At 72.9% G+C, this 18,861-nt stretch carries 14 protein-coding genes; 7 read left to right on the forward strand and 7 right to left on the reverse strand.

The features are described 5' to 3' along the window. Positions 1–27: 27 nt before the first annotated feature. On the reverse strand, positions 28–1,569 hold the full coding sequence (locus ITI46_RS11010) for an alanine/glycine:cation symporter family protein (protein ID WP_209239288.1): 1,542 nt from the start codon (positions 1,567–1,569) through the stop codon (positions 28–30). A gap of 503 nt (positions 1,570–2,072) precedes the next feature. Between ITI46_RS11010 and ITI46_RS11015 the strand changes: the two genes are divergently transcribed. Next, positions 2,073–2,981: a universal stress protein gene (locus ITI46_RS11015; protein ID WP_209239289.1), complete on the forward strand. Its 909-nt coding sequence runs from the start codon at positions 2,073–2,075 to the stop codon at positions 2,979–2,981. Between the two features lie 64 nt (positions 2,982–3,045). Here ITI46_RS11015 and ITI46_RS11020 read toward each other — a convergent pair whose 3' ends face one another. After that, positions 3,046–4,827: a 2-isopropylmalate synthase gene (locus ITI46_RS11020; RefSeq protein WP_209239290.1), complete on the reverse strand. Its 1,782-nt coding sequence runs from the start codon at positions 4,825–4,827 to the stop codon at positions 3,046–3,048. A 261-nt stretch (positions 4,828–5,088) separates the two neighbouring features. On the opposite strand from ITI46_RS11020, the gene ITI46_RS11025 reads away from it, so the two are divergent. Both ITI46_RS11025 and ITI46_RS11030 read left to right on the forward strand, forming a co-directional pair. Continuing rightward, complete coding sequence (locus tag ITI46_RS11025) at positions 5,089–6,174, forward strand: pyridoxal-phosphate dependent enzyme (RefSeq protein ID WP_209239291.1); 1,086 nt, start codon at positions 5,089–5,091, stop codon at positions 6,172–6,174. A gap of 89 nt (positions 6,175–6,263) precedes the next feature. Then, positions 6,264–7,463 carry a low temperature requirement protein A gene (locus ITI46_RS11030; protein WP_247745801.1) on the forward strand — a complete coding sequence of 400 codons (1,200 nt, stop codon included), beginning with the start codon at positions 6,264–6,266 and terminating at the stop codon, positions 7,461–7,463. A gap of 92 nt (positions 7,464–7,555) precedes the next feature. Here ITI46_RS11030 and ITI46_RS11035 read toward each other — a convergent pair whose 3' ends face one another. Together ITI46_RS11035 and ITI46_RS11040 are read right to left on the reverse strand one after the other, a co-directional pair. Continuing rightward, a complete protein-coding gene (locus ITI46_RS11035; RefSeq protein WP_209239292.1) occupies positions 7,556–7,756 on the reverse strand; it encodes a hypothetical protein in 201 nt (66 codons plus the stop codon). Positions 7,757–8,016: 260 nt separating this feature from the next. Further along, a complete protein-coding gene (locus ITI46_RS11040) occupies positions 8,017–8,646 on the reverse strand; it encodes a hypothetical protein (RefSeq protein WP_209239293.1) in 630 nt (209 codons plus the stop codon). A 253-nt stretch (positions 8,647–8,899) separates the two neighbouring features. On the opposite strand from ITI46_RS11040, the gene ITI46_RS11045 reads away from it, so the two are divergent. Next, entirely contained in the window at positions 8,900–10,348 is a 1,449-nt protein-coding gene (locus ITI46_RS11045) for an MFS transporter (RefSeq protein ID WP_209239294.1), read from the forward strand. 27 nt (positions 10,349–10,375) lie between these two features. On the opposite strand, the gene ITI46_RS11050 is transcribed toward ITI46_RS11045, so the two are convergent. From ITI46_RS11050 to ITI46_RS11060, 3 genes are all read right to left on the reverse strand, one after another. Then, on the reverse strand, positions 10,376–11,065 hold the full coding sequence (locus tag ITI46_RS11050) for a helix-turn-helix domain-containing protein (RefSeq protein ID WP_209239295.1): 690 nt from the start codon (positions 11,063–11,065) through the stop codon (positions 10,376–10,378). Positions 11,066–11,201: 136 nt separating this feature from the next. Continuing rightward, positions 11,202–12,743, reverse strand: coding sequence for a DHA2 family efflux MFS transporter permease subunit (locus tag ITI46_RS11055; RefSeq protein WP_209239296.1), 1,542 nt, complete (start codon positions 12,741–12,743; stop codon positions 11,202–11,204). Positions 12,744–12,853: 110 nt separating this feature from the next. Then, a complete protein-coding gene (locus ITI46_RS11060) occupies positions 12,854–14,257 on the reverse strand; it encodes a tetratricopeptide repeat protein (RefSeq protein WP_209239297.1) in 1,404 nt (467 codons plus the stop codon). A gap of 519 nt (positions 14,258–14,776) precedes the next feature. Between ITI46_RS11060 and ITI46_RS11065 the strand changes: the two genes are divergently transcribed. From ITI46_RS11065 to ITI46_RS11075, 3 genes are read left to right on the forward strand one after another with little or no spacing between them, the layout of a single operon-like run. Beyond that, positions 14,777–15,874, forward strand: coding sequence for an acyltransferase domain-containing protein (locus tag ITI46_RS11065; RefSeq protein WP_209239298.1), 1,098 nt, complete (start codon positions 14,777–14,779; stop codon positions 15,872–15,874). Next, entirely contained in the window at positions 15,871–17,763 is a 1,893-nt protein-coding gene (locus tag ITI46_RS11070) for an acyl-CoA dehydrogenase family protein (RefSeq protein ID WP_209239299.1), read from the forward strand. Before ITI46_RS11065 ends, ITI46_RS11070 begins: the two co-directional genes overlap by 4 nt. Next, positions 17,760–18,860, forward strand: a complete 1,101-nt coding sequence (locus ITI46_RS11075) for a 3-oxoacyl-ACP synthase III family protein (RefSeq protein ID WP_372451904.1) — start codon at positions 17,760–17,762, stop codon at positions 18,858–18,860. Before ITI46_RS11070 ends, ITI46_RS11075 begins: the two co-directional genes overlap by 4 nt. Position 18,861: the final 1 nt, after the last annotated feature.

Consider the following 18,861-nt stretch of genomic DNA (forward strand, 5'->3'; position numbering starts at 1 on the left):
ACGCGGGCCCCCCTTACCGGAGTGCGGTCAGACCGTGGCCTGTGCCGGTGCCGAGTCCTCGTCGGAGTCGTCGGAGTCCGGCAGCCCGGCCTTGCGGCGGCGGACGAACTCCAGGAAGGAGTTCAGCTCCCGCTTCACGACCGGTGCGAGCAGGTAGAGACCGATGATGTTGATGACGGCCAGCGAGAAGAGAACCGCGTCGGCCAGGTCGATCAGCGTCTGCAGGGTGAGCAGGGCGCCGGCGACGGCGAACAGCGTGTAGACCACCTTGAAGGTGAGCTCGCTGACCTTGCTGCGGCCGAAGAGGTAGCACCACGCCTTGAGGCAGTAGTAGCCCCACGTCAGCACGGTCGAGACGGCGAACAGCATCACCGCGATGGTGAGGATGTACGGGAACCAGGGCAGAACGGTCTCGAAGGCGTCCGAGGTGATGGTGACACCGCCGATGGACTCGTCCGTGCGGGCCTTGTGCCAGCTCGCGGGGCTGGCGATCACGATGGTCAGCGCCGTCATGGTGCAGACCACCACGGTGTCGATGAACGGCTCCAGCAGGGCGACCAGGCCCTCGCTCGCGGGGTGCTTGGTCTTCACCGCGGAGTGCGCGATCGGGGCCGAGCCCAGGCCGGCCTCGTTGGAGAAGGCGGCCCGCTTGAAGCCGATGATCAGGGCGCCGAGGATACCGCCGGCGACACCCTCCGGGTTGAACGCGCCCTCGAAGATCGAGCCGATAGCGTCCGGGATCGCCCCGGCGTTCACCACGATGACGATCAGACAGGCGGCGATGTAGATCGCGGCCATGGCGGGGACGAGCCGGCTGGTGACGTTCGCGATGGAGCGGATGCCGCCGAGCAGCACGATGCCGACGACCACGGCGACCACGAGGCCGAAGAACAGGGCGCCCGTCGAGGAGCCGAGAGCACCGTCCTCGCCGCCCGCGACGGAGACCAGCTGCGCGTAGCTCTGGTTGACCTGGAAGAGGTTGCCGCCGAAGAGGCCGAAGAAGAGCACCATGGCCGAGGCGAGGACCGCGAGCACCCTGCCGAGGACCTTGCCGTTCTTGCCGAAGCGGTCGGCGAGCCCCTTGGGCAGGTAGTGCATCGGGCCACCGGAGACGGTGCCGTCCGGGTGCACGTCGCGGTACTTCACGCCGAGGGTGACCTCGACGAACTTCGTGGCCATGCCCAGGAGACCGCAGAGGATCATCCAGAAGGTCGCACCGGGGCCACCGATGGAGACGGCCACGGCGACGCCCGCGATGTTGCCGAGTCCGACGGTGCCGGAGACGGCGGCGGTCAGGGCCTGGAAGTGGTTGACCTCACCGGACGACCCCTTTTCGTCGTATTTGCCTCTGACGACGTCCACCGCAAGCCGGAACTTACGTATCTGTACCAGTCCGAACCAGGCGGAGAAGACGAGGCCGGCCACGACGAGCCAGGTGACGATGAGGGGCATTTCCGTGCCGCCGATAGGAACGGCGTAGAAGACGACTTCTCCCATCTTGGTGGCGATGGGTTCGACGAAGTCGCTGACGGCCTTGTCAACGGAGTTCGTTATGGAGTCGAGTGACAATGTGGTTACCACCTGTGGGGCGGGTCGGCGCATGGGAGATTGCGCCGCGGTGAGCGGACATGAAGCAAACGCCGTCGTCCGATCGGCGAGAGAAGGGAATCGGTCCGCGAGAACGAACCATGATCGCCCTGGTAGTGAAGTTGGGTACCGGTGCTCCACAGCGCCGGCGAGGGGTGGTGCCGGTTGAGGAGTTGCGTTGTTCTAGCATGCACTCGGCTGTTTCATACGTGATGCAAATCACATAACGGCGAGTAGCTAGGTAAATTGCCAGCGGACGTGACGTGACCGTTATGCGGACACCTTCAGGCCGTTATCGGTCCGGCACCGTTTCGTCGCATGGAGCGTTGTCCGCGAAGAACGCTGCGGACCGCCGAACGCCCCGCCGCGCCCTCCGGACGGCCGCCCCCGGGCGAGCCGGAAGGGCGAGTCCGGGACCTGCGGCCCTCCCCCTGCGCCCCTTCCGTGCCGACCCTGGAAGAGACCCGAGACGAGAGGTGGACGCCATGTCCCGCAACGTGACCGTGGGCCTCGACGGCTCGCCCGAGAGCCGTGCCGCCGCCGAATGGGCAGCCCGCGAGGCCCAGCTGCGCGGTCTGCCACTGCGGCTGCTCCACGTCCGCGAACCCGCGCCCGCCCGGGGCGCCCAGCCCAGGCTGCCGGCCGGAGCCGAGCCGCAGCAGAGCTGGACGGACCGGATGGCCGACGAGGCGGCCGGCGGCATCCGGCTGCGCCACCCCGGGGTCGAGGTGGCCGTCGAGCAGGTCGAGGGGCCGCCCGCAGAGCGGCTGACCACCGCCGCGAAGGGCGCCGAACTGCTGGTCCTCGGCTCCCGCGGGCTGAGCGCGCTCGGCGGCTTCCTCGTCGGCTCCGTGGGGCTGGCCGTGGCGGCCGATGTCGAGCGGCCGGTCGTCTTCGTACGGGCACGGGAACAGGCGGCCGACGAGCACGCCATGGACCCGGCCGGTATCCCGTCCGCCGCGACCGCCTTCCGCCCGGTCGTCCTCGGGCTCGACGCCGACAGCCCCAACGACGCCGTACTCGCCTTCGCCTTCGAGGAGGCGGCACGGCGCGGCGCCGCCGTGCGGGCCGTCCACGCCTGGGACCTGCCGCCCTACTACGCCTACGGCGTGGCCCCGGTGCTCGGGCTGCACGAGGAGTTCGCCCGGCAGAAGTCGGCGGAGATCACCGAGGCGCTGCGGCCATGGCGGCTGAAGTACCCGGACGTGGAGGTCGTCGAGGAATCCCGCATCGGCAGCCCCGCGGGCCACCTGATCGACGCCTCGCACAACGGCTCGCTGCTCGTCGTGGGCCGCCGCACCCGGCGCGGCCGTACCGGTGCCCGTATCGGCTCCGTCACCCACGCCGTCCTGCACCACGCCGCCGTGCCGGTGGCCGTCGTCGCGCACGGCTGAGGCGCGTTCGGGGACGCCCGGCCGGGACGCCGCCAGGCAGCGCCCGGCCGGGCCGCCCCATCCCTCACAGGGCCCGGTTGACCGCCGCGAGTACGGCTCGTACGGACGCGGTCAGTACGGAGGTGCTACGGCCGGCGCCCCAGCGGTCCTCGTCGCCGGTCCTGCAGTACGCGTAGGCCATGGCGGGGCTGTGAGGACCGGCCGTGGTGGCATGCTGGACGAAGTCGAGCACGGTCACGGACAGCCCCGCGCCCTCCAGAGCGCGGGTGAGGGCGGACAGCGGACCGTTGCCGGTGCCCTCGTACCAGCCGGGCCGTACGCCGTGGCCGCTCAGCCAGCAGGTGAACCGGTGCTCGCCGGACGCCGTCTCCTCGGTGCTCCAGGACTCCAGCAGCAGCGGCCCCGCCTCGCCGGGCTCCAGATACGCCGCCGAGAACAGCTCCCACAGCTCCTTCGGCGTCGACTCCCGCCCGCTGTCGTCGGTGGCTTCCTGCACGATGCGGGAGAAGCCGGCGCGCAGCTCGGCCGGGAGCTCGACGCCGTGGTGGGTACGCAGCAAATGGCTGATTCCGCCCTTGCCCGACTGGCTGTTGACCCGGATGACCGCCTCGTAACTGCGCCCCAGATCCGCCGGGTCCACCGGCAGATACGGCACCTCCCACGGCGCCTGCGACTCCGGCACCCCCAACTCGGCGGCCCGGCGGGCATGGTGGGCGAAGCCCTTGCTGATGGCGTCCTGATGGGTGCCGGAGAACGCCGTGTGCACCAGTTCGCCGCCGTAGGGGTGGCGCGGGTGCACGGGGAGCTGGTTGCAGTGCTCGACGGTGGCGCGGACCGCGTCCAGCTCGGAGAAGTCGATCATCGGGTCGACGCCCTGCGCGTACAGATTGAGGGCGAGTGTCACCAGGTCGACGTTGCCGGTGCGTTCCCCGTTGCCGAACAGACAGCCCTCCACGCGCTGCGCACCGGCCAGCACGGCGAGCTCGGCGCAGGCGACCCCGGTGCCCCGGTCGTTGTGCGGGTGGACGGAGAGGATGACCGCGTCGCGGCGGGTCAGATTGCGGTGTGCGTACTCGATCTGGTCGGCGTAGACGTTGGGTGTGGCGATCTCGACGGTCGCGGGGAGATTGTGGATGACCGGCCGGTCCTGCGACGCGTCCCACAGCTCGGTCAGCTCGTTGCACAGCCCCAGCACATAGTCGGGCTCCGTCAGTACGAACACCTCGGGGGAGAACTCGAACCGGATGTGCTGCCACGGGCGCGCATCCGCCAGCCGCGCCACCTGCTCGGCCGCCTCCCGCACCAGCGCCCGTACTTCCTCCCTGCCCCGGCCGAGCACGACGTCCCGCCACACCGGCGCGGTCGGCGTATAGAGGTGGACGACGACGCGCGCCAGCCCCTCGATGGAGGCGAAGGTGCGCTCGATCAGATCCGGCCGCGCGGGAGTGAACACGACGACGGTCACATCGTCCGGCACGGCCCCGGAGGTGGCCAGATGGCGGACGAAGTCGAAGTCGGTGCGGCTCGCCGACGGATAGGCGACCTCGATCTCCTTGAAACCGAGCCGCACCAGCATGTCGAACATCAGCCGCTTGCGTTCCGTCCCCATCGGCTCGGCCAGCGCCTGGTTGCCGTCCCGCAGATCGACCGGCACCCACAGCGGGGCCCGTTCGGTGCGGGCGTTCGGCCAGTCGCGCTCCGTTCCGTTCGCGGCGGAGGGGAGCTGGACCCGCTCATGTGCGGGGCGGTAGCGGTGGAACGGCATACCACTGGGACGCTGCGGATTCCAGAAGGGTGCCCCGGCGGGGGCATCGGGAGCCTCGGCGGGGGAGGGAGTGCTGCTCATCGGTCTGTGGCCTTCCTCGGCGCGGTCGGTCATGGGGAGTGAGACCGGCAGCACGACACCCACGGCGGGGTGCCGGTCGGTCAGACCCCGCCGTGGCAGCCGAGAAGAAGCGCACGGACGATCATGCCGGGCATGCAACCACACGCCCGTCCGGCCGACAACACGTTTTTTCCGTACGGGATCCGGCACGTTTTCCGTACGGTCCGGCACCGGTTCCGCACGGCCGTCGAGGCCGCCGCTCCTCCGGTAGGGTCCGGCACCATGAGCGCGGTGCACCCCCACGCCTGGGCGGCGGAAGCGATCCGGCGGATCCGAGCGGACGGTCCGGGCCTCGCGCCCACGCCGCTGAAGGCGCTGACCATGCCGGCGGCGGAAGGCGTCGACATCCGCCTCAAGGACGAGTCCGCCCTCCCGTCCGGCAGCATGAAATACCGCCTGGTTCGCGCCATGTTCTGTCACGCGGTCACCAGCGGGGAGATCACCGCGGACACGCGCGTGTTCGCCGCGACGGGCGGGCCGGTCGCAGTCGCCGCGGCACGTTTCGCGCAGCTGCTGGAGTTGCCCTTCACCGCCGTCGTACCGGCGAAGACCCCGCAGGAACAGCTGGACCGGATCGTGCGCGAGGGCGGGCGGTGGCAGCCGGCGGAACAGCCGCCCGCGGCGGTGCAGGAGGAGACCCGTGCCGTGGCGGCGCGCAGTGGCGGCTACTTCCTGGACCACTTCGCCGACGCGGAACGGGCAGCGGCGGCCTGGGACGGGCCGTCGGTCGCGGACGAGATCTTCGCCCAGCTGCGGTCCGAGCGGCGGCCGGCCCCCGAGTGGATCGTGACCGGTGCCGGAACCGGAGCCACTTCGGCCACGATCGGCCGCCATCTGCGACGGCACGGCCGCCCCACCCGGCTGGCCGTGGTGGACCCGGAGAACTCCGCCTATTTCCCCGCGTGGGCGAGCGGCTGCGCCGACTACGCCACCGGAATGCCGTCACGGATACCCGGCATCGGCCGTCCCCGTGTCGAACCCGGCTTTCTGCCGGGGGTGATCGACCTGGTGATCCCGGTGCCGGACGCGGCGTCCGTCGCGGCGATGCGCTGGCTGCACGACGTCGCCGGTATCGAGGCCGGTCCCGCTGCCGGTACCACCTTGTGGGGCGTGTGCCATCTGGTGGCGCGCATGCGTGCGGCCGGCAGCGGCGGCAGCGTCGTCGCCCTCATCGGGGACAGTGCAGAGGGCTACCGCAACACCCACCTCAGCGCCGAGTGGCTGCGTGCACGGGACCTCGATCCGGCGCCCTACGAGGCCGAACTGGACCGGTTCGTCCGGACCGGGGACTGGCCGACGGCCGGGTAGCGGACCACACGGGGCTCCGGCCTGCCGAGTCCGCGGCGACGACATCGGCGACGACCTCACAGTACGAACGACTGACGGCAGGAGGGCGGATGAGCGGCAGCGGCAACCTCGCGGAGCTGACCGGGGCGCTGCGGCGGGTGATGCAGGGCCGGGACCCGGGGGAGGAGCACCGGACAGCAACCCCGCTGGAGCTGCTGTTCGATCTGACCTTCGTGGTCGCCGTCTCCCAGGCCGCAGCCCAGCTGCACCACGCGCTGGCCGAGGGGCACGTCGGGTCCGGGCTCACCGGCTATGCCGCCGTCTTTTTCGCGGTGTGGTGGGCCTGGATGAACTTCACCTGGTTCGCGTCCGCCTACGACACCGACGACGTGCCCTACCGACTGCTGACGCTGCTTCAGATGGCCGGTGTGCTGGTGCTGGCCGCAGGGGTGCCCGACGCCTTCCAGGAGAACGACTTCTCGGTGGTCGTGCTCGGCTACGTCATCATGCGCGTCGCGCTGATCGCCCAGTGGCTCCGGGCCGCGGCCGAGCACCCCGGAGGCCGCGGCACCGCGCTGCGGTACGCCGCGGGGATCGCCGTGGTGCAGTGCGGATGGATCGCCCGGCTGTGGGCCCCCGGCGTGTGGGCACCGGTCACCTTCGTGCTGCTGGTGGTGGCCGAGCTGGCCGTACCGGCGTGGGCCGAATCCCGTGGGCGCATCACCAGCTGGCACCCCGGCCATGTCGCCGAACGGTACGGGCTGTTCACCATCATCGTGCTCGGCGAGGTCATCCTCGCCAGCTTCACCGCCGTCCAGTCGGCCATGACCGACCACGGCCTGTCCGCCTCCGTGGTGCTGATCGCGCTCGGCGGGCTGGTGCTCGTCTTCGCCCTGTGGTGGACCTACTTCGCTGGCGGCAGCGCCGTGCTGGCCAACCTGCGTACCGCTCTGGTGTGGGGCTACGGGCACTACCTCGTCTTCGCGGCGCTGGCCGCGCTCGGCTCCGGACTGGAGGCGGCCCTCGACGCCGCCGAACACCACGCAGACCTGTCCGAGCAGGCCGCGGGATTCGCCGTGGCGCTGCCCGTGGTGACCGCGCTGCTCGTGCTGGGCGTACTGCAGCGGCTGACCGGCTCCGGAGCCGTGGGGCACAGCCTGCTGGTGGTGGCCGGAGCCCTCGTGGTGCCGGCCCTCGCTGCCGCCACCCCCGCACTGGGCCTGGGCGGCGCCGTACTCGGCATGGGGCTGGCCGTCGCCGCGACCCTGGCCGCCAACATCGTTGCCCTGCGCCGCCGTACGGGCGGGTGAGCCGGCGCCGTCCTGCTCCGGAGAAACCGGACGCCGCCCGCACGGCCGCCCGCCCCGCCCGGCTGCTGCCCTGCCACACGTGCGTCGGGCTCTCAGCCGCGCGGCGCTTCGGTCACCGCCTGGTCGCGTTCCGCCCGCAGATACGTGCACTGGCGCGCCGGGTCCTCGGTGGGGCAGGTCAGCAGATGCTTCAGCAGCTGCTGCGCGGCCCGCAGGCCCTCGAACCGCTCGCTGATCGTGTCGAGAGCGGAGCTGAGCTGAGCACCTCGCGCACCGTCGGCCGGCTTCCGCACCGCTGGGTGGCGGCGGACGACGGAAGCCGGGTGTCCACCCTCGACCTGGCCGCCGCCCGCTGGACCCTGCTCGCGGGGCGGGCTCCGCACCCGACGCCGAGGCCGGTGAGGTGGCATCGTCCCCGTGGCGGCGCCGTGCTGGTGCGTCCCGACGGGTTCGTGGCCTGGTCGCCGAGGCGCCCGTCCCGGCGCCGGAAGCGGCTGTTCGGCACGTGCTGGGGAGCATCCTGGGCCGGAGCAGCTGACGCGGAGGCGGAGGCTCAGCCGCGTTCCCTGCCGGTCGCGGCGTTGATCAGTGTGCGGGTCTGCGGGGCCCCGGCGAGTGTGCCCTTGCTGACGGTCACTTCCCAGATGTCCTCGCCCTTCTCGTCCTTGCGGAGGGCGACCGAGTGCAGGTCCTGGCCGGGATGGCGCGCGGCCGTCCGCCGTACGGCGTCGCCGAGGGTGGCGTGGAAGGTGTCGAGCTTTCCGGTGTCGTCGTCCGGCTTCCGGTCCTCGTGCCGGTCCGTGACCTTCCCGCCGTCCTCGGAGACGGTCACGGACCACTCGGAGCCGCCCTCGGCCGCGACCTTGATCTCCCACTCCGGCTCGCCTTCGTCGTCGTGCACGAGGTGGTAGGCGCTGCCACGCGGTACCGCCTGCTCCGCGGCGCGCACACCCTTCAGCGCGCTGCGTACGGACACCGACAAGCCGGACGGCGCGGCGCTCCGGGGCCCGGAGAAGGTGGGGGAGGCCGTTGACGACGCCTCGCCGGGGCCCGCGTACAGGCGGGAGTCGGAGGTGGTGCAGGCGGTCAGCATGCCGGCGCCCAACAGCAGCGCGGCTGCCCCGAGGAGGGCGGAGGCCGGTGTGCCCGGGGAGCGCGGGGAACGGGATCGGAAGTTCGGCATGCCGCCCTCTGTACCACCGTGCGGCCCACCCGGAACGTGTCGCAACGCGCGAACCGGGCGTGTGACCGGAGGCGGTCAGGTGGCGTCGGCCGGGTGGCTGCGGTCGGGTGATCGCGGCCGTCCGGACGAAGGACGCGCGTCGCGGGGCCCCACCCGGGCGGCGGGGGAGGGGAAGCGGAACTCCCATGACCCCGCACCGTGCCACAACTGGACCGCTCTCCGGCCCTCGTCGGCGGGGCAGCCCGGTGGCCCGGTGACGTGGCCGGGCCGGCTGGGCGGCCGCGCGGTGGCAGCCCTCGGCGGAAGGGAACGGGCGCGGGCGGCCGTGGTGCTGGCAGCCGTACTGGCCATGGACGGCGCGGACAAGGGCACCCTCTCCACGACGGCGGGCGGCCTGAAGCACGCCTTCGAGCTGGGGAACACCGAGATCGGGCTGCTGGTGAGCGTCGTGGCGCTCTCGGCAGCGGTCTTCACCGTTCCGGTCGGCCTGCTGACCGACCGGGTGCGCCGCACCCGGCTGCTCACCTTCAGCGCGGCGCTGTGGGTGCTGGCCACCTTCGCGGCCGGTCTGGCCCAGTCCTATCCGTGGCTGCTGGCGTCCCGCGCCGCGCTGGGCGCGGTGACCGCGACCGCGGGGCCCACGGTCGCCTCGCTGACGGGCGACTTCTTCCCGGCCGGCGACCGCGCCCGGATGTACGGGTTCGTGCTGGTCGGCGAGATGGTCGGCACCGGAGTGGGGTTCGCCGCCTCCAGCGTGGTGGCGGACGCGCTGGGCTGGCGGTTCGCCTACTGGTGGCTGGTCGTCCCGGGCGCCGCCCTGGTATGGGCCGTCGCCCGGCTCCCCGAGCCACGCCGCGCCGGCCAGGTGCCCGGGGGTGACCAGTCCGGGCGGGCTGTGGGGGAGGAGAAGGAGGTGAAGGGGCGGGCCGGATCGGTCGGTCTGGCCGCCGAACAGGCGGGGGCCGAGCCGGACCCCCGAACGGTGCTGCGGCACGATCCCCGCCGGGAGTCCCGCTGGTCGTCGATCCGCTACGTCCTCCGGGTACGGACGAACCTGGTGCTCATCGGCGCTTCCGCGCTCGGCTATTTCTACTTCACCGGGCTCCGTTCGTTCGCCACCCTCTTCGTCACCGACCACTACCACGTCAGCACCTCGGTCGCCGGCCTGCTGATCCTCATGGTGGGAGCCGGCGCCGTCGTCGGCGTCCTGACGGGCGGACGGGTTGCCGACGGCCTCTTGCGCCGCGGCGTCGTCAGCAGTCGCGTCCTCGTCCCCGCCGGATGTCTGCTGGGAGTGCCGCTGCTGGTCGCCCCGGCGTTGTACGCGAGCACCCTGCTGGTCGCCCTGCCGCTGCTGCTGTGCGGTGCGGCCCTGCTCGGCGCGATCAACCCGCCACTGGACGCGGCACGCCTGGACATCGTCCACCCCTACATGTGGGGCACAGCCGAGGGAGTACGGATCTTCCTGCGCACGCTCGGCGAGGCAGCCGCGCCCACGCTCTTCGGGTACGTCTCGGCGCACGCGTTCGGTGGCGGCGGGCCGGGGCTGACGTACACCCTGATGCTCTTTCTGGTCACCCTGCTAGCCGCCGCGCTGCTGGGCCTCGTCGCGCTGCGCACCTACCCCCGCGACGCCGTCACCGTCGTGGCCTCCCACCGGGCGATCACCCGAGAAGAGTCCTCCTCCCCCGCGCCGCGGTGAACGATCGCCGTTCCCGGGCGGCGCCGCTCACCGGGTGTGGATGGTGCGGCCGGTCACCTGAGCGGGCCTGACCCGGATCCACAGCTCGCGCTTCCCGCCGGCCCAGGGTTCGGCTCCCGGCCGGGCGGCGAGGGATTCGACGGTGCCGGGGTCGGTGACGTGGTGCGCCGTCCCGGTGACGAGGACGCTCCAGCCTCGGCTGTGGTGTTCGTCCATGTGGTCGGCTTCGAAGGCGACCTGCGCCCCGTCGGCTGCAGCTGCGGCGCCGCCCGCCTCGGTCCGGTAGACGATGGTGCGGCCGTCGACCAGGAAGTTGACCGGGAGGATCACCGGTCCGTCTTCGGTGGTCAGGCCGACCCTGCCGATGCCGTGGGTGCCGAGCCGCTGCCAGCACTCGTCCTCCGAGAGCCGGGCCAGCACAGGGTGGCCTGCGGCCGGTTCCTGGCCGGGCTCCGGCTCGCGGGGGCCTTCCAGCAGCTCGTCGTACGGCATCTCCAGGACGGCGGCGAGGCGCATCAGCGCTGCGGGGTCGAAGTCGTCGCTCAGCGTCTCCAGCCGGCTCAGATAGGCGACGGACATTCCCGCGCGGCGTGCCACCTCCTCCCGCGGCAGCCCCAGTTGCTCGCGGCGAACGGCGCAGCGGGTCGCGATCGTGTCCTCGCGCGGCTGCCCGGAGCCGGGGTCGCGGCCGTGAGCGCGGGGCCCGTCGTCGTGCATCGTCCCTGCCTCCACATGCCGCCTGGCGCCGGTGCTGCCGCGCTCGGTCCGCGACTGGTGAGCCGCCTGTTCCAGATGAGCAGAGCGCCGGGGCGGGGGCCAGCGCTGCTCCGCCGATCGGGGGCACAGCCCTGGCTCAGACGGCGGCCTCGGCGGCCCCGGCGGTCCCGGCGGCCTCGGCGGCCCCGGCGGTGTCCGCGGGCGCTTCGGCCGGCCGCCTCGGTGGCGGGTCCTCGGCCCGCGGCAGCAGGCCGACGAGCAGCACGGAGACGGCGGTGAACGCCGCCGCGGCCAGGAAGGCGGCGGCATAGCCGTCGGCGAGCCGGACCGGGGTGGGCCCGGCGCCGTGCGCGGGGGCCGCTGTGGCCGCGACGGCGCCGAGTACGGACAGGCCGAGTGCGCCGCCGATCTGCCGTGAGGTGTTGACCAGTCCGGCCACCACTCCGGCCTCGCGCGCTGCCGCGCCGGTCGTCGCCGCGTCGGTCAGCGGCGTCATCAGCAGGCCGATACCGGCGGCCATCAGGACGCCTGGCCCCAGGACCGTGCCGAGGAAGGTGCCGCCTGCCGTCAGTACGAGCCCCTGCCAGCCGAAGCCGGCCGTCGCCACCACGCCGCCGACCGCCACCATCGTGCGGGTGCCGAACCGGGTCATCAGCCTGGGCGCCACCTTGGAACCGACGATGACCCCCGCGGTGTGCGGCAGGAAGGACACCCCCGCCCGGACCGCGGACCAGCCGAGCACGTTCTGCATGTAGAGCGACAGGAAGTACCACATCGCGAAGGCACCGGTCATGGCCACGAACGTCACCACGTTCCCCGCGGCGACGGCGCGCAGCCTGAACAGCCGGAGCGGCACCAGCGGTTCGGCGGTCCGTGCCTCCACCACGACGAAGGCGCCCAGCGCCAGCAGCCCGCCGACCAGCGGCACCAGCACCTCGGCGGTGCCCCACCCATGCGACTCGGTCCTGCCGATGCCGTACGCGAGCGCCGCGACGCCGGCCGTCACCAGCGCCGCACCCGGCAGATCCAGCCCTCGGCGGGCGGTGCGCTCGTGCCGTTCCCGCAGCCCGAGCAGGACGACGGCGAAGACGAGCACCCCCACGGGCACGTTGATCAGCAGTACCCACCGCCAGGACAGCAGGTCCGTCAGCAGCCCGCCGACCAGCCCGCCCGCAGCTCCGCCCGCGGTGCCCACGGCGGCCCAGGTCGCGATCGCCCGGGTCCGCGCCGGCCCCTCCGGGAAGGTGGAGGTGAGCAGCGAGAGCGTGACGGGTGCGAGGACGGCGGCGCCGATCCCCTGTACGGCACGCGCGGCGATCAGCATCTCCGCGTCCTGAGCGAGCCCGCCGGCGAGGCTCGCGGCGGTGAACAGGCCCAGGCCCACGAGGTAGACCGGCTTGCGGCCGAACAGATCGGCGGCCCGCCCGCCCAGCAGCAGGAACCCCGCGAAGGTCAGCGCGTAGGCGTTGACGACCCATTGCAGCGCGGTACTGCTCAGCGACAGCCCGTCCCGGATGCCGGGCAGCGCGACGTTGACGACGGACACATCGAGGACGACGAGGAACTGGCCGATGCTGGAGGCGAGTACGACGGCCCAGGTCCGCACGGCGCGCCCGGACGCCGGGCCCTCCGGGGCGTGTGCGGAGGTGCCCGGGGGCGGTGACGTTCTGGATGACATGACAGCCATCCTGGGGACCGGCTCGCGCGCGGGCATCGGGAGAAGGTCCCACCCTGCGCCGCACCTTCGCCCTAGGTACCTGGCCCTCCGCCCTCTCGGGCGTCGGGCCCTCAGCGGGCAGCGTCCGAGGTGCGCCGCATCAGCTGGGCGAGGTGGTCGCGGATCTGGCGGGCCTGGGGGTGGCGGCGGTAGGGCGCCAGGCTCCTGCGGACGGTGGTCAGTGCCGTGACGGTGCGCCGGGAGGCGGTGTAGGGGTAGTGCGCGCACAGCTGCCGGCACTGCTCCAGAGCCCCATCCAGCTCGCCGAGCGCCAGCGAGGTCTCGGTCAGACGTGTGTGGGTGAGGACGAGGGCGATGTGGTGGGCAGACGGGCGTACGGCCAGCGATTCCTGAAAAGCGGTGGCGGCTTGCGCGTGGTCGCCCAGCGCCTGCAGGACCTCCCCGCGCACGTAGTGGAAGGCGGCGGGCGGATAGCGCGTGAAGGGGCCGAGAGCTCCGGCGCCGTCAGCGGTGTCCGGCCCGGTGCCGGCTGCCGTCTCGTGGGAGCGCTCCGCGGCCAGCAGTTCGGCGAGGGCCGCCCTGCGCTCCCCCTCGGCCGCCCGCACCGCCGCCCGCCCCGCATGGAGATAGCACCGCACGTCGGGGGTCGCGGTCGGAGCCGCCACCTCCAGGGCGGCCTGTGACCACTGCCGGGCGCGCGTCATGTCGTCCAGGCGCAGGGCGAGGACAGCCATAGTGCGCAGCGTGATCGCGTAGACGTTCCGGTCGCCGGCCCGGTGCGCCAGGTCGAGCGCCGACCGGTAGCAGTGGTAGCCGAGGTTCGGCAGCCCCGCGTCGGCGGCCATCGTGCCCAGCAGATGCAGCAGACAGGCGCTGCCGGTCAGTACCACGGGCTCCGGGGCTCCGCCGTCGGGCGCCGGCACCAGGCGCGGGGTGACGTCGTCGGCGATATAGGCCCCCAGTGCGGAACGCGCGTGTGCGCCGCCGTACTTCTCGGCCAGATCGGCGAAGACGGCGACCATGTCCGCGAGCCGTGCGTCGCGCCGGGGGGTCATCTGCTGCGCCATACCGACCGGTCGGTCAGCCTGCGGCCCGGCCACCTGCGGCCAGACGGGCAGCGGGATGTCGGCGGCGGTGAACATCTTCCGGTTGAGGGCCAGTCGCCGGCCGGGATCCGCGTCGGCGTGGCACAGCGCGATCAGCCGTTCCACCGGATCACCGGCGCTCAGCACCGCATCCGCCGAACCCCTGGCAGCCGCGGTGCTCTCCAGGCCCGTCTCGCCGACGTGCACCGCGCGGCCGAGGCGCCGGCCGAAAACCTGGGCCACCAGGCCGGGCACGGGCGGACGCGGCCGGGAGCCCTCCAGCCAGTGCGCGACAGCCGTCCTGTCGTAGCGCAGCCGCAGGCCGTACTTGGTCCCCAGGGCGTTGACCGCGCGCGCCAGTTCGCCTGCGCTCCACCCGGACTCGGCGAGCAGCGCGGCGAGTTGCCGGTTCGGCCTGCGACGGCCCATGGGAGTCTCCTGGCTCACCCCGCCCGGTTACGCAGCCCCGGGGCTTTCAACGCATTCACGCCTTGGTGACCGGAACCAGTCAGCTCCGCGCCCCTGCTTGTGCTTCGGTGGAGGCATACCCGGACGGAGCCCGTTCCGCGTGGACCAGGGGCATTTCCGGACTGTACGCAGCCATGGCCAGGCGTTGCCCGTGCGTCCGGTGATGCCGTTCCGTCGACGACCCCGGCACACACGCCGCCGAGGCGCACCGCTGCGCCGCACGTCACCGGGGATCCACCGGAACCGGCTGCCCAGTGTGGGCAGGAGGCGGGGTCCGCTCCGAAAAAAGTCCGAAAGAGTCCCGAAACAGTCCAGAACACGGTGTCGCCGGGCAGCGGCCACCGGCCGCGTGGACCCGCGCGGTGTGCCCTTCCGCGGAAGCCCCCTCGCCGCGCCAGGGAGGGCGCGCCCCGTCCCCCTCAGCAGCACACCAGCTCCCCGCAGACACCCTAGCTCCCCCCGCAAGAAGGCGAGAGACATATGCCCCCCGCATACGAGCGACCGGATCCTGAACCGCCGGCCCCCTGGGCGCCGTCACCCGAAACCGTCGTCCATCTCTTCCCCGGACAGGGGGACTTCGCCGTCTCCCCGCTGATCCGCGCCGCCCGGACCCACGCCGTGGTACGCGCGGCCGCCACGGAGGTGTTCGCGCAGATCGACGAGGTGAGCGACGCGTACGGGGTGCCGGCGCTGGGACCCGCGCTGCTGGGCGATACCCCGCCGAGCGGCCGGGAGCTGGCCGCCGGGCCCCTGGGCACCACACAAGTAGCGCTGTTCGGCGCCTCCATGGCGATCCACCGGGCGCTGTGCGCGATCGGTGCGGCGCCCCGGCGCATCGTCGCCGTCAGTTTCGGGGAGATCGCCGCGCTCACCGCGGCAGGGGTGTTCGGTCTGCGCGACGGTACGCACATCGCCTGCAGGCTCTCCCGGTTTCTCAGCCGCTGCCGCGGCGGCATGACGATGCTCGCGGCGGGAGCCGGTGAGGCGGAGCGGCTGGTCGCTGCCGCCGGGGTCAGCAGGGTGGCCGTAGCCTGCGTCAACGACCCGGCCGAAACCGTACTCAGCGGCCCGGTCCAGGAACTCGACCAGGTGGAGGAGCGGGCGGCGGACCTCGGGGTGACCGCCGTTCGGCTCCGGCTGCCTTTCTCCTCCCACCACCCGTCCCTCACCGAGCAGGCCGAGGGATTCGCCGCGGCGATCCGCACCCTGCCCGCCCAACCGGCCCACACCCCGGTCCACTCGGCGGTGCACGGCGGGCCGTACGGCAGGGGTGACGACGTGTACGCCGGACTGGCCGCCTGCCTGACCCACCCGGCCAGGCTGCCCGGCGTACTCGGCCGGGCCGCGGCCCCCGGGCCCGCGCTGCTCCTGGAGTCCGGTACGGGACAGGCCCTCACCCGCAGCGCCCAGCGGGTCCTCGCCCGGCACGGCAGCGCCGTACTGGCGCGCAGCCCGCTCGCCGAGCCGGACTTCCCCTGGGAGCGGCCGGACCGCCTGCACAGGCCCGGCGCCCCGGAGGAGGAGCCCCGCCCAGCGCACCGCCCAGCTCATCGGGAGCCCCAGGGAGAGAGCGCATGACGCCGACAGCCACCCGTCCGCCGACCGACCCTGCCAACCCGAGCACCCCGCACCGGCCCGGCACCGACCCGTTACGTACCCCCCAGGCACAGCGCATCGCCGAAGTGCTCGGTTCCGCCCGGCCGCCCGAACCGGGGGAGGGGACGAGCCGGAACCACCTGACCCACCACCAGCTGGCGCGGCTGGCCAGGGTGCTGCCGCCCGCCCGCGAACTGCTCGGCGACCGGGACTGGGCGGCAGCGCTGAGCGCCTGCACGGCACTTGCCGACCCGGCGCTGTACATGACCGTCGTCAACCACTACGTGCTGTGCCTGGGCTCCGTCGTCGCCTCGGCGGACGAGCGGCAGCTCGGCACAGCCGAACTCGCCCGCATGGTGGAGGATTTGGAGAGCGGCCACCGCAAAGGGGTCTTCCTGGTCACCGAGGTCGGTGACGCCAACAGCCACCTCGCGATCCGTACCACCGCCGAGTTCGACCCGCAGCGCCGCGAGTTCGTCCTGCGCACACCGGATCCCGGCGCTGCCAAGTTCTCCAGCGTCGGTGCGCCGGGCAGGCCGCAGTCGGCCGTGGTGTGTGCGCGTCTGGTGGTGGGCGGAGTCTGCCGCGGAGTCCACCCCTTCCTGGTCGACCTGTGCGACGAACGGCGTACGGTGCCCGGGGTCGCCGTCTCCAGCGCTCTGGGCGCCGAAGCGCTGCCGCTGGAGTACGCGCTGGTGCGGTTCGGGGGAGCGCGGCTGCCCTACGACCGCTGGCTGCGCGGCGGCGCCCGTATCGACGCCGACGGCGTCTTCCACGACCCGCTCGGTGACCCGGCCCGAGCCCTCCAGCGCACACTGGACGTCGGACGGCTGCTGTGGGCGACCGTGCCGTCGGCCGCCGCGGCAACGGCCCGCGCCTCGGCGGTGGCGGCGCTGCGCCACTCCCAGTACCGGCGCTCGCACGGCAAGCTGGCCCCCGAAGCCCCGGTGCTGGCCTACAGCACTCAACAGCGCGCCCTGCTCGGCGCGTTGGCGGAGGCGTACGCCCTCAGCTGCGCGGCAACCACCGCGCTGGACCTCTGGCAGCGGTCGCAGGACGCCCGTACGGACCCAGGGGAGCAGGACCCTGCAACAGCTGACACGGCCTTCTCGCCGTGGGCCGCGGTCGACCGCAGGCTGTCCGCCTTCAAGGCAGTGGCGGTGGATGGTGCAGCCCGGGTCACCGCGGAGTGCCGGCGCCGCTGCGGCCTGGCCGGTCACCTCACCGTCAACCGGCTGAGCGGATACGCCGGTTTCGCGGAAGCCTTCGGTGCGGCCGGCGGCGACAACCGGCTCATCCTGCTGGACACCGGGCGTGCCCTCGCAGAGGGGAGCGACACCCCCGCCGATACCGACGAGACCTCCCCGCCCGCCGACACCGACGACCCCTCCTGGTGGCTGTGGACCGTCAGCACGCTGGAACGGCGGCTGACCGCACACCTCCAGGCGGCGCTCGACGAACGCCGGCAGCAGGGGCTGGAGGGTATGGAGCTGTGGAACCCGCTGCTGGAACGGGCCCGGCAGCTGGGCGAGGTCCACACCCTCCGGCTCGCCGCGCAGTCCGTGGCCGACGCGGTGAGCACGGCGCGGGACCCGGATCCGGCCCGGAGCACCCTGGCAGCCCTCTACGGAACGACCCAGGCGCTGCGGCTGGCCGGGCCGCTGCAGTGGGCTGGAGTGCTCTCGCCCGGAACCGCTGCCTCGCTGGAAGCGGCGGCGGACCGGCAGTGCGCACGCCTCGCGCCCTGCCTGGACGAGCTGGCCGCAGGTCTCGGCCCGCCCGAATCGATGGCACCCACCCCGCTGGCCGCCCCCGACTACGCGGCCGCGCTCAACTCCACCCGCCAACGGCCCGCCGGAGGACGTCCGTGACCAGCAATTTCTCCCACTCTCCTGCCGCTGACGCACCTCAGAACCGTGACACGGCATCACCCATCGGCGTGCTCGGCATGGGCACCTATCTGCCCACCCGGCAGCGCTCCAACGAGGAGGTCGCCCGCGACGCCGGAGTCGCCGCCGACTGGATCGCCGAACGTACCGGAGTGCGAAAGCGCCATACCGCGGCCGAGGACGAGGCCGCCTCCGACATGGCGGCCGCTGCCGTACGCTCCGCCGTCGCGGCAGCCGGGCTCGACATGGAACAGCTGGACCTGCTGGTACTGGCCACCTCGACCCCCGACGAACTCGGCCCGGCCACGGCCTGCCGCGTACAGGCCCTCACCAAGGCACGCAACGCCGTGGCTCTCGATGTCAGCGCCGCCTGTTCGGGCTGGATGTTCGCCGCCCGCGTGGCGCACGACCATCTGCGGGGCGACGCAGGCTGCCGCTACGCGGCGGTCGTCGGCGTCGAGGCGTACTCGAAGTTCCTCGACCCGGCCGACCGGGGCACCGCCGTGCTGTTCGCCGACGGTGCAGCCGCCTCCGTGCTGGGACCCGTCCCGGCGACCGAGGGGTTCGCCGACTTCCACCTCGGCTCCGACGGGGCGCTGGCCGACCATGTACTGATCCCGGCGGGCGGCAGCCGGGCACCGGCCAGCGCGGAGACGGTCGCCACCGGCCGGCACACCATCCGTATGGACGGCCGGGCCGTGCGGGACTTCATTGCCGAGATGTTCCCCCTCGTCGTATCCGACAGCCTGACCCGCAACCGGCTGCGCATGGACGACATCGACGCCTTCGTCGCCCACCAGCCCAACCCCCGGCTGCTGCGCTCGGTCGGCACGGCACTGGGCATCCCGCCGGGCCGGCTGCCGGTCGTCGCGGACGAGGTGGGCAACATCGGCGCCGCCTCGACGCCGTACGCGCTGGCCACGGCAGCCGTGGACGGCCCGCTGCGGCGCGGCGACCGCATCCTGCTCGCCACCTTCGGAGCCGGCATGACGTGGGGCAGCGCCCTGCTCACCTGGAGCGGCGCCCCCGTCATCCGTACCGCACCGACCGCCGAACCCCTGGAAAGGAGCGCGCGTTGAC

Origin of the sequence: Streptomyces oryzae (assembly GCF_017676365.1) — a bacterium.
GTDB lineage: Bacteria > Actinomycetota > Actinomycetes > Streptomycetales > Streptomycetaceae > Streptomyces > Streptomyces oryzae.

Excerpts from the sequence above, each read along its gene's own strand:
- ITI46_RS11040 (WP_209239293.1), bottom strand. The coding sequence starts at position 8,646 with ATGCCGAACTTCCGATCCCGTTCCCCGCGCTCCCCGGGCACACCGGCC.
- ITI46_RS11015 (WP_209239289.1), top strand. The coding sequence starts at position 2,073 with ATGTCCCGCAACGTGACCGTGGGCCTCGACGGCTCGCCCGAGAGCCGT.
- ITI46_RS11070 (WP_209239299.1), top strand. The coding sequence starts at position 15,871 with ATGACGCCGACAGCCACCCGTCCGCCGACCGACCCTGCCAACCCGAGC.
- ITI46_RS11060 (WP_209239297.1), bottom strand. The coding sequence starts at position 14,257 with ATGGGCCGTCGCAGGCCGAACCGGCAACTCGCCGCGCTGCTCGCCGAG.
- ITI46_RS11050 (WP_209239295.1), bottom strand. The coding sequence starts at position 11,065 with ATGCACGACGACGGGCCCCGCGCTCACGGCCGCGACCCCGGCTCCGGG.
- ITI46_RS11055 (WP_209239296.1), bottom strand. The coding sequence starts at position 12,743 with ATGTCATCCAGAACGTCACCGCCCCCGGGCACCTCCGCACACGCCCCG.
- ITI46_RS11030 (WP_247745801.1), top strand. The coding sequence starts at position 6,264 with ATGAGCGGCAGCGGCAACCTCGCGGAGCTGACCGGGGCGCTGCGGCGG.
- ITI46_RS11025 (WP_209239291.1), top strand. The coding sequence starts at position 5,089 with ATGAGCGCGGTGCACCCCCACGCCTGGGCGGCGGAAGCGATCCGGCGG.
- ITI46_RS11065 (WP_209239298.1), top strand. The coding sequence starts at position 14,777 with ATGCCCCCCGCATACGAGCGACCGGATCCTGAACCGCCGGCCCCCTGG.
- ITI46_RS11020 (WP_209239290.1), bottom strand. The coding sequence starts at position 4,827 with ATGAGCAGCACTCCCTCCCCCGCCGAGGCTCCCGATGCCCCCGCCGGG.